Origin of the sequence: Pantoea sp. A4 (assembly GCF_000295955.2) — a bacterium.
Classification (GTDB): Bacteria; Pseudomonadota; Gammaproteobacteria; order Enterobacterales; family Enterobacteriaceae; genus Pantoea; species Pantoea multigeneris.
In genome coordinates, this window is record NZ_ALXE01000052.1 from 37,675 (window position 1) to 52,203 (window position 14,529).

Sequence of the window (14,529 nt, forward strand, 5' to 3'; positions counted from 1 at the left end):
AGCCGATCATTCTACCTGGAATCGCGTTTGACGCCAAACCACTGATGATACCAACGGGGCAAAATTTGTTCTCTCAGACCAGCAACTTGCATATTTCCGGCCTGAATTTTGACGCTGATCTGCCCTGACTGCCCGGTATCGTACCAGGTGTACCCCTGTTTCTGATAATTCTCCAGCACGGATTTTGCTGGCATCCGCCATGCATTATAGCGGGCTAAAGAGGCTAAGGCGGCCTGGCCGGAGACCTGCCGTAAGAACAGTGAAGTGGAGGAGGTCTTACTGCCATGGTGCGGCACCTGCAAAATATCACTGCGCAAATTTTCCTTCTCCAGCGCGACCAGTTGACGCTCCCCACTCTGCTCCAGATCCCCCGTGAGCAGCAGGCTAACCTGACCGTCACTGACCCGAATCACACAGGAGTCATTATTTTGCCCAGCGCCCGGGCTGTTTTCCGGCCACAGAACAGTAAAGCGGAGTTGTTGCCACTGCCATTGCTCGCCGCGCTGGCAAGGTAAGTGCCCTTCCCACCCCAGGGCGCTGCGCAATTCGGCGTCGGGAAAATGCCGTTTCACAGCCGACAACCCACCAACATGATCGAGGTGTTTATGGCTAAGAATCACAGATTTCACGTTCAGTCCCTGCCGCTGTAGCCATGGCACAATAATGCGATCCCCGGCATTATCCTCAGCCCAGCGAGGGCCAGCATCGTAGAGCACCGCCTCTCTGCCTTGTTGAATCACCACGCTCAAACCGTGGCCGACATCTAACAGCGTGATACGCCAGCCTTTGTCTTCCGGCAAACGCCACAGCAGCACCAACATCGCGCAGGCCAGGCAACTTGCCGGAGCGCGCCAAACGAAGCCACAACGCCACAGCAGTAATCCTCCCCATAATGTCAGCGCCCAAAACATACCGTCATACAGCGCGACCCATGCGGTGGGCAGTTGTTGCAACAACCAGAAGGTAATGTGTAATGTGCCATCCGCCAGCCACCACAACGCGTAGCTCAGCGTTGCATGGGGCATCAGCATGGCGGCCAGCAGCAAGGGAACCGTCAGTAAAGAAACCACCGGGATCGCCACCAGATTAGCCAGCAAAGCACTCAGGCTCAGACCACCAAAAATGGTTGCCTGCACTGGAACCATCAACAGCATCATCCCCAGCTGTAAATGCAGCAACTGGAGTAGCCACCAGCGTTTTTGCTGCCTGAACCGAGGCGGCAACGGAAAGTTACGGCACCAAATCAACAGTAGCAGTACCGCAATCGCTGAGAGCCAAAAGCTGTCGGAAAGCAGGGTTAATGGGTCCACAATCACTAATCCGGCAATGCAAAGCGTCCAGAGTTGCCAACACGTTAATCGTAAGCTCAGACACTGTGTTATCCCCCACAATATCAGTGCCAGCATGGCTCTTTGCGCCGGAAGATGGTTACCCGATATCCAGCTATATAATCCTGCCATCACCCCACCGGCGATGAGCGGCAGCATGAAACCAATGCGCGATGTCGGCAGAAAAAACTGCACGCCCCGCATCAACAACACACCAACAGCCGCCGCTAAAGCAATGTGCATGCCTGAAATCGCCATTAAATGCGCCGTTCCCGTCTCCTTTAACAACGTCCGCATTTCCGTGGAGAGCGCACTGCGATCGCCAAATGCCAGTGCCCGCAGCGTAGCCTGCTGTGGCAAGGATTGTATCAACTGCTGGTGGTAGTTCACCCAACGCCAGCGCCAGCTGCATGCAACCTGTAACGCCTGGGCCTGCTGCACTTGTCCTTGTAACGGCGTGTGATTCGCCAGGGCAAAACGCTGGGCATCAAACAGCCCCTGATTAAGACGGGCATGAACGGGACGCAGTTTTACCTGCATGTGCCATATCTGCCCGTCGCAATAGATGGCAGGATCGGATACGGTCAGCCAGACATACAGCGGTGGGAATTGATACTTTTCTTCATGCTGGATAACCCTGACCCGAATTTGACCGCGCCGGGTGTCAGCCTCTCTCACTTCAACTTTCATCGATACCGGGGCGCGGCTCAGTCTTTCGGTGACAGACACAATCTGATGAGCTTCCGTCAACATCCAACAGGCTAATAGCAGGCACACGGCCAGAACACGGATGACTTTTCCACCTGACATCAGCATAGCGAGGCCAATGATTGCTGCAATTGTGAGGGATACACCTTGTGGAATGGCGGGTAGCCACAAGAGAGGCAACCCCATAAGCAATGTCAGTCTGGCGAGGCACATCCATGTCATCGGCATCATTACACTTCCTGGCGAAAGCGGTATTGTGACGAGTTTGCTGATGGTTTACAGGCGTTAAAAACAAGCGTGCGAGATGGTGCGCAACCTGTTTTAGTTTATGCACACCGGTTGCAGCGGAAGTGGAACCACGTTCCCCAATTTATAGCGTGCAAAAAAAACGACATCCGGAGATGTCGTTTCTTAGCGTTCAGTAACAGCCAATGCGTGATGATGTGCGATTATTTAGACTGATCGTAAATATTCGCGCGGTCACGCAACTCTTTGCCCGGCTTGAAGTGGGGAACGTATTTACCTTCCAAATCCACCTTGTCACCCGTTTTCGGGTTACGGCCAGTGCGCGGTGCACGATAGTGCAGAGAGAAACTGCCGAATCCCCGGATTTCGATGCGCTCACCTTCAGCCAGCGTAGTGGCCATGTGCTCGAGCATCTCTTTCACCGCATCCTCAATGGCTTTCGCCGGAATATGAGTTTGTTGGCTGGCAAGTCTTTCAATCAGTTCTGACTTGGTCATGTATCCTCCGGTTAATCCCTGTGGGGAAAGATAAAGCAGCTGATGTTACTGATACGGGCGGCATTACACCGCCCGGGACGTCAGGTCGATTACTCGCCTTTAGCCGCTTTGAACGCTTCAGCCATAGCGTTAGAGAAGTTGCCTTCATCCTGTTTGGTGTTAACAGTGTTGATAGCTTCTTTCTCATCAGCCTGGTCTTTAGCACGTACAGACAGGCTTACAACGCGGTTCTTACGGTCAACGCCGGTGAATTTAGCTTCAACGTCGTCACCAACACTCAGAACCAGAGTTGCGTCTTCGATACGGTCCAGTGAAGCTTCAGAAGCGCGCAGGTAACCTTCAACGCCGTCTGCCAATTCAACTGTAGCACCTTTAGCGTCAACTGCAGTCACTTTACCGGTGACGATAGCACCTTTCTTGTTCAAAGTGATGTAGTTGTTGAACGGATCTTCTGCCAGCTGTTTAACGCCCAGAGAGATACGCTCGCGCTCTGCATCAACCTGCAGTACAACAGCAGCGATTTCGTCGCCTTTTTTGTACTCACGAACGGCTTCTTCGCCAGTCGCGTTCCAGGAGATGTCAGACAGGTGAACCAGACCGTCGATGCCGCCGTCCAGGCCGATGAAGATACCGAAGTCAGTGATTGACTTGATTTTACCTTCAACGCGATCGCCTTTGTTGTGGGTCTCAGCGAACTGCTGCCATGGGTTGTTTTTGCACTGCTTCAGACCCAGGGAGATACGACGACGCTCTTCGTCGATGTCCAGAACCATAACTTCAACAACATCGCCCACGTTAACAACTTTAGATGGGTGAATGTTCTTGTTGGTCCAGTCCATTTCAGAAACGTGTACCAGGCCTTCAACGCCTTCTTCGATTTCAACGAAGCAGCCGTAGTCGGTCAGGTTGGTTACACGACCAGTCAGCTTGGTGCCTTCTGGGTAGCGCTTAGCGATAGCAACCCATGGATCTTCGCCCAGCTGTTTCAGGCCGAGAGATACACGAGTACGTTCGCGGTCGAATTTCAGTACTTTAACTGCAATTTCGTCGCCAACGTTCACGATTTCGCTTGGATGCTTAACGCGTTTCCATGCCATATCAGTGATGTGCAGCAGGCCGTCAACACCGCCCAGATCAACGAATGCGCCGTAGTCAGTCAGGTTCTTAACGATACCTTTAACTTCGATGCCTTCCTGCAGGTTTTCCAGCAGCTGATCGCGCTCTGCGCTGTTTTCAGATTCGATAACTGCGCGGCGAGAAACAACCACGTTGTTACGTTTCTGATCAAGCTTGATTACTTTGAACTCAAGCTCTTTGCCTTCCAGGTGCAGGGTATCGCGAACTGGACGCACGTCAACCAGTGAACCTGGCAGGAACGCACGAATACCGTTCAGCTCAACTGTGAAGCCACCTTTAACTTTGCCGTTGATAACACCGGTAACAGTTTCAGCATCTTCGTAAGCTTTTTCCAGCGTGATCCAAGCTTCGTGACGTTTAGCTTTCTCACGGGACAGCAGGGTTTCACCGAAGCCGTCTTCTACTGCATCCAGAGCAACGTCAACTTCGTCGCCCACCTGGATTTCCAGTTCACCGGCTGCGTTCTTGAACTGCTCTGCAGGGATTGCAGACTCAGATTTCAGACCCGCATCAACCAGCACAACGTCTTTGTCGATAGAGACAACAATGCCGCGAACGATGGAACCCGGACGGGTTTCGATTTCTTTCAGTGATTCTTCAAATAGTTGAGCAAAAGATTCAGTCATATTGATAATCTTCAGGATTCTTCAATTTAACGTCCACCTGACATACCTTTCGGGTGGGGTTGTTTCACATGCCTGCTAACGTCCTGTGAGCAGGGGGTACTACAAAATTCGTTTCTTAAGCCGCAGGAAGACCCAGTTTTTCACGCGCATAATTCAGTGATTTTTCAATCACTTGCTCAATGCTCATACTGGTTGAATCCAGTACCAGAGCATCTGCTGCGGGAACTAATGGTGCAATGGCGCGATTACGATCGCGGTCATCACGTTCCTTTATCTCGGCTAAAAGGCGCTCAAAGTTAACACTAAAGCCCTTTTCCTGCAACTGTAGCATACGGCGCTGCGCGCGCTCTTCCGAACTCGCATCAAGAAAAATTTTCACCGGCGCATCAGGGAAAACCACGGTACCCATGTCCCGGCCATCGGCAATCAGGCCCGGTTCATCACGAAATGCACGCTGACGTCGCAGCAGTGCTTCGCGAACACGCGGGAAAGCAGCCACGCGCGAAGCGGTATTACTGACTTCCTGGGTACGAATTTCACCGGTGACTTCTTCGCCTTCAAGGATGACTTTCATTTCACCCTGTTCAGAAACAAAACGTACATCAAGGTGAGCGGCCAGTGGGACCAGCGCTTCTTCTGATTCAATATCAACCTGATGATGTAAAGCGGCCAGTGCCAGCACACGATAAATGGCGCCAGAGTCCAGTAAATGCCACTGCAGCGTTTCTGCCATCGCTTTGCAGAGGGTGCCTTTACCTGCTCCACTTGGTCCGTCGATGGTTATGACCGGGGCGTTCGCCGTCATCATTTTCTCCTGTTTGCAGCATGCTGAGTATAACAGCCTGCCAGGCTGCATAAGAATGGGGCGCATTATACTCGGCCTATGCGCCGTTAGTTAGCCTTTAGCGCTCACAGGATGAAAATTTTGATGGAATTCAGAAATGTCGCTCAACAATCGTACCAGTTTTGCAGCAAAACCCGGCAACAACGTCCAGTCGCCGGGTTGCTACCTTAGGCCGAGTGGCTGAGTTTGCCTAACTGCTGGAAGTAGTCAGGGAAAGTTTTCGCCGTACAGCCTGGATCAAGAATCGTCACCGGTGTGTCTGACAGCGCAACCAGTGAAAAACACATCGCCATACGATGATCATTGTAGGTGCCGATCTCAGCATGTACCAACTGAGCAGGTGGAGTGATACGAATATAATCGTTCCCCTCTTCCACTTCAGCCCCGACTTTACGCAACTCGGTCGCCATAGCCGTCAGGCGATCGGTCTCTTTTACACGCCAGTTGTAAATATTACGCAACTGCGTGGTGCCCTCGGCAAACAACGCGGCGGTAGCGATGGTCATGGCAGCATCCGGGATATGGTTCATGTCCATATCAATCCCTTTCAGCTCACCACGTGTGCAGGCGATGTAGTCATCTCCCCACTCCACCACGGCACCCATTTGCTCCAGCACATCCGCAAAGCGAATGTCGCCCTGGACGCTATTACGACCAATGCCGGTGACACGCACCGTGCCGCCTTTAATCGCAGCCGCCGCCAGGAAGTAGGAAGCAGAAGAGGCATCACCTTCAACGAGGTAATCACCTGGCGCGATGTACTGCTGCTGGCCCTTAATCACGAAGCGACCATACTGCTCGTTTTCGACCTGCACACCAAAGCACGCCATCAGGTTCAGCGTGATATCAATGTACGGTTTAGATACCAGGTCACCTTTGATGGTGATGACAGTATCCTGCTCCGCCAGCGGTGCGGTCATCAGCAGTGCCGTCAGGAACTGGCTGGATACACTGCCGTCTACGCTCACTGCGCCGCCTTTGAAGCCACCACGCAGGCGCAGCGGTGGGTAGTCTGGATTTTCCAGATACTCAATCTCCGCGCCGCCCTGACGTAACGCATCAACCAGGTGCCCAATTGGACGCTCTTTCATGCGCGGTTCGCCGGTCAACACCACATCTTGCTGGCCCAGACACAATGCCGCTGCCAGTGGACGCATCGCTGTGCCAGCGTTCCCGAGGAACAGCTCCAGCGGCTCTTGAGCTACCAGAGCACCGCCATTGCCGGTCACTTCGCAGACAGTGCGGTCGGCAGAAAGTTGATAGCTGACACCCAGCGCTTGCAGCGCATTAAGCATGTGTTTGATATCGTCGCTATCAAGCAGATTGGTCAGGCGCGTGGTGCCTTTCGCCAATGCCGCGAGCAACAGCGCACGGTTCGATACGCTTTTTGAACCGGGCAGGTTAACGGTGCCGTCAATACGGGCAATCGGTTGTAGGGTCAGGGAGTCCTGCATTGTGAAACCTAATCTCCAGATAAGACAAAAAACCCCGCCGTACGACGGGGTTGGGGCAGACAGTATGAATCAACCGTGGCGGCGTTCAAAGTCCACCATGAAATCGGTCAGCGCTTTTACGCCTTCCAGCGGCATGGCATTGTAGATGGATGCACGCATGCCACCCACTACACGGTGACCTTTCAAGGCGTGCAAGCCCGCGTTCACGGACTCATCCAGGAACACTTTATCCAGCGCAGAGTCTGCCAGCTGGAATGGAATGTTCATGCGTGAACGGTTGCTGGTAGCTACATCATTACGGTAGAAATCGCTGTTATCAATCACACCATATAGCAGGTCAGCTTTTGCCTGATTGATTTTATCCACTTCAGCAATCCCGCCCTTCTCTTTCAGCCACTTGAATACCAGACCAGAGAGATACCAGGCGTAAGTTGGCGGGGTGTTAAACATCGATTCGTTTTCAGACAGCACGGTGTAATCGAGGATGGAAGGCACATACTTTTGTGCTTTACCCAGCAGATCTTCTCGTACAACCACCAGGGTTAAGCCTGCTGGTCCAATGTTTTTCTGCGCGCCAGCGTACAAAACGCCATAGCGATTGATGTCCAACGGGCGCGATAAGATGGTTGAAGAGAGGTCAGCGACCACGACTTTGTCACCAAAATCCGGTTCTTCATCAATCGCGATACCATCGATGGTTTCATTCGGGCAGTAATGCAGGTAGGCCGCGTCATCATTCAGCTGCCAGTCACGCATTGGCAAAATAGCGCGTTTGCCATCGACCGTGATTTTGGCATCAATCGTGCGGGGTGAGCAGTATTTTTGCGCTTCTTTGATTGCGCTATAGGCCCAGTAACCGCCATCGACATAGTCTGCGGTGGTTGCGTTACCCAGCAGGTTGCCCGGTAAGGCAGCAAACTGAGCTCGCGCCCCGCCGTGGCAGAATAAAACTTTGTAGTTTTGTGGAATATTCAGAAGATCACGGAAGTCTTGCTCAGCTTCAGTCGCAACCTGAATAAACTCTTTACTGCGATGGCTGATCTCCATCACGGAGGTCCCCAGCCCGTGCCAGTTTGTCAGTTCTTGTTCCGCACGACGGAGTACTTCAACCGGCAGCATGGCTGGGCCGGAGCTAAAATTGTAAACTTGGGTCATGTCCACTCACCACTGTCATATAAAACGGTTATCAATATGTTCTCGGTTTTATCATTGCCACCGGGTAGCTGCAATCATAAATCCGGTCACGATCACATTTCTTGCATCCGGCTCGCCGCAGCTTATGTTACGAATGCAAAAGCTAACGAAATTTTGTGAGGTCTATTCGGCGTAGTAAAAAATGGACTTCACACCCTGTGGGAGGAAGGCAGAATGACTGGCAGAAAAAATCGTCGTCCGGATAGCGCACCCCTTGCAAAATCCGTATCATTGCGCGCTTTATGCCCCATCACGACTACAGAGAGAGCGGCTCCATGACGCAAACATTCATTCCCGGCAAAGACGCCGCGTTGGAAGATTCTATCGCACGCTTCCAGCAAAAACTGTTGGACCTTGGTTTCAACATTGAAGAGGCCTCATGGCTGAATCCCGTACCCAACGTATGGTCCGTTCATATCCGTGATCGTGATTGCCCGCTCTGCTTTACCAATGGTAAAGGTGCCAGCAAAAAAGCAGCACTGGCATCAGCCTTGGGGGAATATTTTGAGCGCCTGTCGACCAACTATTTCTTCGCAGACTTCTGGTTAGGCAAAGCCATCGCTAACGGCGATTTCGTGCACTACCCGAATGAGAAATGGTTCCCGGTGCCAGCGGATAACAGCCTGCCGGAAGGCATTCTGGACGATCGTCTGCGTGCTTTCTACGATCCTGAAAATGAACTGGGTGGATCAGATCTGATTGATCTGCAATCGGGTAACGAAGAGCGCGGTATTTGTGGATTGCCATTTACCCGCCAGTCAGACCAGCAAACGGTCTACATCCCCATGAACATTATTGGCAACCTGTACGTGTCGAACGGCATGTCTGCGGGCAATACGGCCAATGAGGCTCGCGTGCAGGGGCTGTCTGAAGTCTTTGAGCGTCACATCAAAAACCGCATTATTGCAGAGTCCATCAGCCTGCCAGAAATTCCAGAGAGCGTCATGCAGCGCTATCCGGGTGTGGTCGCTTCCATTGAACGCCTGGAAGCAGAAGGTTTCCCTATCTTCTCTTACGATGCTTCCCTGGGCGGTAAGTACCCGGTCATTTGTGTGGTGCTCTTCAACCCGGCTAATGGCACCTGCTTCGCCTCGTTCGGTGCACACCCAGACTTTGGCGTGGCGCTGGAACGTACCGTTACCGAGCTGCTGCAAGGTCGTGGTCTGAAAGATCTGGATGTCTTCACTCCGCCAACCTTCGATGATGAAGAGGTGGCTGAACACGCCAATCTGGAAACCCACTTTATCGACTCTAGCGGCCTGATCTCCTGGGATATGTTCAAGCAAGATGCGGATTATCCGTTTGTTGACTGGAGCTTCTCAGGCACTACCGAGCAAGAGTTCGCAACGTTAATGGCTATCTTTAAAGAAGAAGGCCAGGACGTGTACATTGCCGACTACGAGCACCTGAGTGTGTATGCTTGCCGTATTATTGTGGCGGGCATGTCTGATATCTATCCGGCAGAAGATTTGCTGTTGGCAAACAACAACATGGGTGCCAACCTGCGCGAAACGCTGCTGGCCCTGCCAGAGACCAACTGGAATCCGGAAGAGTATCTCGATCTGATCGCTCAACTGGATGAAGAAGGCCATGATGACTTCACGCGCGTGCGTGAACTGCTCGGTCTGGCAAGCGGTAAAGACAATGGCTGGTACACCCTGCGCATTGGCGAACTGAAAGCCATGCTGGCGCTGGCCGGTGGTGATCTGGATCAGGCCCTTATCTGGACTGAGTGGACGATGGAATTCAACAGCTCAGTCTTCACCCCTGAGCGTGCTAACTACTACCGTTGCCTGCAGACTCTGCTGCTGTTAGCGATGGAAGATGAGCGCGAGCCATTACAGTACCACCATGCATTCTCCCGCATGTATGGCGCAGAAGCGCTGGAAGCGGCATCGGCAGCCATCAGCGGTGAAGCGCCGTTCTATGGTCTGCAGGCCGTTGACGACGATCTGCACGCCTTCCCGGCGCATCAGTCTCTGTTGCAGGCTTATGAAAAGCTGCAGGCGGCTAAGCGTAAGTTCTGGACGAATAAGTAATATTTAAAACTCCCCGGCGGTAAGTCGGGGAGTCTTTTTCTGTAATATCAATTTTTTACTCCCTTATTTTTACATTCTTTATTTTCAGACCATTTAAAAGTAAAGACATGAGAAAAAATAACGCACCCATGCAGCCATGTTATAAAAATTAACACCAGCAACATTGCATTTACTTTAACCTTGCCCTGCCTCACAACTTTGTTATTTCACCCCAAGAAATAATGATCTAAATCAACTCTTGTTACGCCAGTAATTGCTAATATTTTCCTGTAAATCCTGCTGAGAGCAGAAAAATGAAAGCAAACAACCCATTCAACTTATTACTTCCTCCTGCTATGGCAAAAGTGGCCGAAGAAACCGGTGTCTACAAAGCCACAAAACACCCGTTAACTACTTTCTTCCTTGCCATTACTGCAGGGGTGTTTATTTCCATTGCCTTTGTCTTCTATATTACCGTCACCACCGGAGCCTCGGACTTACCCTGGGGGCTGGTGCGCTTTATTGGCGGCATCTGTTTTTCCCTGGGCCTGATCCTGGTGGTGGTCGGCGGTGCAGATCTCTTTACGTCAACCGTCCTGATTGTGGTCGCTAAAGCCAGTGGACGCATTAGCTGGGGGCAGTTGGCCCGAAACTGGCTGACAGTGTATGTCGGTAACCTGATTGGCGCTCTACTGTTTGTGGCCTTAATTGCTCTTGCCCAACAGGGTATGGCAGCTCAGGGCGCGTGGGGGTTAAATGTCCTGCAAACCGCCGACCACAAAATGCACCACAGTTTTGTTGAAGCGGTCTGCCTCGGTGTTCTGGCGAATTTAATGGTCTGCCTCGGTGTCTGGATGAGTTATTCTGGCCGGTCACTCACAGATAAAGTTTTAGTATTAATTCTTCCGGTCGCCATGTTTGTTGCCAGTGGCTTTGAACACAGCATTGCTAATATGTTTCTTATTCCGCTGGCAATTGTTATTCGTGATTTCTCCAGCCCTGAATTCTGGCAACTCACCGGTGCCAGCGCCGCACAGTTTTCATCTCTGACGCCGGTAAGATTTATTATCGACAATCTTATCCCGGTAACGCTCGGCAATATTATTGGCGGGGGTGTTCTGGTCGGCCTGACATATTGGGTGATCTATTTACGCGCTGGCGGCCCAACGCAATTAACTGAATCAAAAGCCGTGTCTGAATCTGAAGACGCGCCGTAAGAAAGCTCCTTTAATAAGGTAGGTATATCATGACAGTACTGAATGAAAAACAGCACAGTGCCTGGCAGGGCTTCGCCTCAGGTGAATGGCAAACCAGCATCAACGTGCGCGACTTTATCCAGAAAAACTACACCCCTTATACCGGTGACGAAAGCTTCCTTGCGGGTGCCACAGAAAACACCACCATCTTGTGGAATGAGGTGCTGGAAAAGATCAAAGTCGAGAATAAGACTCACGAACCCTATGATTTTGATACTGCCGTGATCTCTACAATTACCTCGCACGCAGCCGGATACATCGATCAGCCACGGGAAAAAATTGTCGGCTTGCAAACCGATGCGCCTTTGAAGCGTGCCATTATTCCGTTTGGCGGGATCAAAATGGTGGAGAGCTCTTGTAACGTTTATCGTCGCGAGCTTGATCCCACTATCAAAACCATTTTTACCGAGTACCGCAAAACCCATAATCAGGGTGTGTTTGATGTTTATACGCCCGATATTATGCGCTGCCGTAAATCTGGCGTGTTGACCGGCTTACCGGATGCCTATGGTCGTGGCCGTATTATCGGCGATTATCGTCGGGTGGCACTGTATGGCATTGATGCTCTGATGCAGGATAAACTGGCGCAGTTCACCTCACTTCAGGCCGATCTGGAGCAGGGTGTTAATCTTGAAGCCACAATTCGCCTGCGTGAAGAGATTACCGATCAACATCACGCGTTAAACCAAATCAAGGTGATGGCCGCCAAGTACGGCTGCGATATCTCTGGCCCGGCAACAACCGCTCAGGAAGCCGTGCAATGGACTTACTTTGCCTACCTGGCCGCCGTTAAATCACAAAATGGCGCAGCGATGTCGTTTGGTCGCGTATCCACCTTCCTGGATATCTACTTTGAACGTGATATGCAGGCGGGCCGTCTGACGGAGAGTGAGGCACAGGAGTTAGTCGATCATCTGGTCATGAAACTGCGTATGGTGCGTTTTCTGCGTACCCCAGAATATGATGAACTGTTCTCAGGCGATCCCATCTGGGCAACGGAATCACTGGCTGGACAAGGGGTTGATGGCCGCACTTTAGTCACCAAAACCACTTTCCGCTTCCTGAATACGCTCTATACCATGGGACCGTCACCGGAACCGAATATGACCATTCTGTGGTCAGAAAACCTGCCGACCAATTTCAAGAAATATGCCTCTAAGGTGTCGATAGATACGTCGTCCTTGCAGTATGAAAACGACGATTTAATGCGTCCAGACTTTGACAATGATGACTATGCCATTGCCTGCTGCGTTAGCCCGATGATCGTCGGCAAACAGATGCAGTTCTTTGGTGCGCGTGCCAATCTCGCTAAAACGTTGCTGTATGCCATTAACGGCGGCGTGGATGAAAAATCGCTGGCGCAAGTCGGACCGGTGGAGCCGAAAATCACCGATGAAGTGCTGCAATACGATACCGTGCTCGCCCGCATGGATCACTTTATGGACTGGCTGGCACAGCAGTATGTTACCGCGCTGAACATCATTCACTATATGCATGATAAGTACAGCTACGAAGCCTCACTCATGGCCCTGCACGACCGGGACGTTTACCGTACCATGGCCTGCGGCATTGCCGGATTGTCCGTCGCTGCCGATTCACTCTCGGCGATTAAATACGCGAAAGTGAAACCGGTACGCAATGCGGACGGTATCGCGACAGATTTCGAGATTAACGGTGAGTATCCGCAGTTTGGTAATAACGATGCTCGCGTAGACGATATCGCCTGCGATTTGGTTGAGCGCTTTATGAAGAAAATTCAGCGCCTGACTACTTACCGCAATGCCGTGCCAACCCAGTCAGTACTGACCATTACCTCGAATGTGGTTTACGGCAAAAAAACCGGTAATACCCCCGATGGCCGTCGCTCTGGTGCGCCATTCGGTCCGGGAGCCAACCCGATGCATGGGCGAGATCAGAAAGGGGCAATTGCCTCACTGACTTCCGTTGCCAAGCTGCCCTTTGAATATGCGCGTGATGGCATTTCGTACACCTTTTCTATCGTCCCGGATGCGTTAGGGAAAAGTGATGATGTGCGTAAATCCAACCTGGCGGGACTGATGGACGGGTATTTCCATCATGATGGTGAGACTGAAGGTGGACAGCATCTGAATGTTAACGTGATGAATCGCGAGATGTTGCTTGATGCGATGGAGCACCCCGATAAGTACCCACAGTTGACCATTCGCGTGTCTGGCTATGCGGTGCGCTTCAATGCGCTGACACCAGAACAGCAGCAGGATGTGATTACCCGTACTTTTACCAGGTCGATGTAATTGCGTTGCCGGGCCTCATTACTGAGGCCCATTTTCCCTGTTCTGTGAAGTCGTGAGGTGATAACCATGTCCGTAAACGGAAAAATCCATTCCAGTGAGTCCTGTGGCACCGTAGATGGTCCAGGCATTCGCTTTATCACCTTTTTTCAAGGATGTCTGATGCGCTGTCTGTATTGCCATAACCGCGATACCTGGGATACCCATGCAGGTAAGGAGATCACGGTTGATGAGCTGATGCAGGAAGTGGTGAGCTATAAACATTTCATGAAGGCGTCGGGCGGTGGCGTGACCGCTTCCGGCGGCGAAGCAATTTTACAAGCCGAGTTTGTACGCGACTGGTTTCGCGCCTGCCATGCGGCCGGGATTCATACCTGTCTTGATACCAATGGGTTTGTCCGTCGTTATGATGCAGTGATTGACGAATTGCTGGATGTGACCGATTTAGTGATGCTGGATATTAAGCAAGTGAATGATGAGGTTCATCAGGTGCTGACCAGCGTTTCCAATCATCGCACGCTGGATTTCGCCCGTTATCTGCAAAAGCGCGGCATTCGTACCTGGATTCGCTATGTGGTTGTTCCGGGTTATACCGATGACGATGCTTCAGCGCATTTGCTCGGCGAGTTTACCTCCGGGATGGATAACATCGAGAAGATTGAGCTGTTGCCTTATCACGAGTTAGGCAAGCATAAGTGGGACGTTCTGGGGGAAACCTATCCGTTAGACGGTGTGAAGCCACCGAGCCGGGCCACGCTGGAACACATTCAGCAGATTCTGGCCGGTTATGGGCACCCAGTAGTGTTCTGACTCGCTTTAGTTAGCGTTATTTTGAGAGCTGAGGTTGAGGGTAAGGTCAAAACCATCGCCTGTGAAATCGAGATGCCTCGGCCTGTCAGGGCAATCGGGCTGCGACGTGGCTCGCTCCGATTACCCTGCCCTCCGAAATCC

At 51.8% G+C, this 14,529-nt stretch carries 10 protein-coding genes; 4 read left to right on the forward strand and 6 right to left on the reverse strand.

Going from position 1 to position 14,529, the window contains the following annotated elements; translation table 11 throughout:
• Positions 1–11 precede the first annotated feature (11 nt).
• The 6 genes from B880_RS0121610 to serC all read right to left on the reverse strand — a co-directional run bounded on the left by B880_RS0121610 (position 12) and on the right by serC (position 7,995).
• A complete protein-coding gene (locus tag B880_RS0121610) occupies positions 12–2,264 on the reverse strand; it encodes a DNA internalization-related competence protein ComEC/Rec2 (RefSeq protein WP_026042833.1) in 2,253 nt (750 codons plus the stop codon).
• A 221-nt stretch (positions 2,265–2,485) separates the two neighbouring features.
• Entirely contained in the window at positions 2,486–2,779 is a 294-nt protein-coding gene (gene ihfB / locus B880_RS0121615; protein ID WP_017349553.1) for an integration host factor subunit beta, read from the reverse strand.
• Positions 2,780–2,868: 89 nt separating this feature from the next.
• Complete coding sequence (gene rpsA / locus B880_RS0121620) at positions 2,869–4,542, reverse strand: 30S ribosomal protein S1 (protein WP_017349554.1); 1,674 nt, start codon at positions 4,540–4,542, stop codon at positions 2,869–2,871.
• Positions 4,543–4,657: 115 nt separating this feature from the next.
• Positions 4,658–5,347: a (d)CMP kinase gene (cmk, locus tag B880_RS0121625; protein WP_017349555.1), complete on the reverse strand. Its 690-nt coding sequence runs from the start codon at positions 5,345–5,347 to the stop codon at positions 4,658–4,660.
• Between the two features lie 206 nt (positions 5,348–5,553).
• Positions 5,554–6,840, reverse strand: a complete 1,287-nt coding sequence (aroA, locus tag B880_RS0121630) for a 3-phosphoshikimate 1-carboxyvinyltransferase (RefSeq protein WP_017349556.1) — start codon at positions 6,838–6,840, stop codon at positions 5,554–5,556.
• Between the two features lie 69 nt (positions 6,841–6,909).
• Positions 6,910–7,995 (reverse strand): 3-phosphoserine/phosphohydroxythreonine transaminase, encoded by a 1,086-nt coding sequence (gene serC / locus B880_RS0121635; RefSeq protein ID WP_017349557.1) that lies wholly within the window; start codon positions 7,993–7,995, stop codon positions 6,910–6,912.
• 314 nt (positions 7,996–8,309) lie between these two features.
• Between serC and ycaO the strand changes: the two genes are divergently transcribed.
• From ycaO to pflA, 4 genes are all read left to right on the forward strand, one after another.
• Positions 8,310–10,073, forward strand: a complete 1,764-nt coding sequence (gene ycaO / locus B880_RS0121640; protein WP_017349558.1) for a 30S ribosomal protein S12 methylthiotransferase accessory factor YcaO — start codon at positions 8,310–8,312, stop codon at positions 10,071–10,073.
• 293 nt (positions 10,074–10,366) lie between these two features.
• Entirely contained in the window at positions 10,367–11,269 is a 903-nt protein-coding gene (gene focA / locus B880_RS25390; RefSeq protein ID WP_051005722.1) for a formate transporter FocA, read from the forward strand.
• 29 nt (positions 11,270–11,298) lie between these two features.
• Positions 11,299–13,581: a formate C-acetyltransferase gene (pflB, locus tag B880_RS0121650; protein WP_017349560.1), complete on the forward strand. Its 2,283-nt coding sequence runs from the start codon at positions 11,299–11,301 to the stop codon at positions 13,579–13,581.
• Positions 13,582–13,647: 66 nt separating this feature from the next.
• Positions 13,648–14,388, forward strand: coding sequence for a pyruvate formate lyase 1-activating protein (gene pflA / locus B880_RS0121655; protein ID WP_017349561.1), 741 nt, complete (start codon positions 13,648–13,650; stop codon positions 14,386–14,388).
• Positions 14,389–14,529: the final 141 nt, after the last annotated feature.

Excerpts from the sequence above, each read along its gene's own strand:
- cmk (WP_017349555.1), bottom strand. The coding sequence starts at position 5,347 with ATGACGGCGAACGCCCCGGTCATAACCATCGACGGACCAAGTGGAGCA.
- pflA (WP_017349561.1), top strand. The coding sequence starts at position 13,648 with ATGTCCGTAAACGGAAAAATCCATTCCAGTGAGTCCTGTGGCACCGTA.
- focA (WP_051005722.1), top strand. The coding sequence starts at position 10,367 with ATGAAAGCAAACAACCCATTCAACTTATTACTTCCTCCTGCTATGGCA.
- B880_RS0121610 (WP_026042833.1), bottom strand. The coding sequence starts at position 2,264 with ATGCCGATGACATGGATGTGCCTCGCCAGACTGACATTGCTTATGGGG.
- pflB (WP_017349560.1), top strand. The coding sequence starts at position 11,299 with ATGACAGTACTGAATGAAAAACAGCACAGTGCCTGGCAGGGCTTCGCC.
- ihfB (WP_017349553.1), bottom strand. The coding sequence starts at position 2,779 with ATGACCAAGTCAGAACTGATTGAAAGACTTGCCAGCCAACAAACTCAT.
- ycaO (WP_017349558.1), top strand. The coding sequence starts at position 8,310 with ATGACGCAAACATTCATTCCCGGCAAAGACGCCGCGTTGGAAGATTCT.
- aroA (WP_017349556.1), bottom strand. The coding sequence starts at position 6,840 with ATGCAGGACTCCCTGACCCTACAACCGATTGCCCGTATTGACGGCACC.
- rpsA (WP_017349554.1), bottom strand. The coding sequence starts at position 4,542 with ATGACTGAATCTTTTGCTCAACTATTTGAAGAATCACTGAAAGAAATC.
- serC (WP_017349557.1), bottom strand. The coding sequence starts at position 7,995 with ATGACCCAAGTTTACAATTTTAGCTCCGGCCCAGCCATGCTGCCGGTT.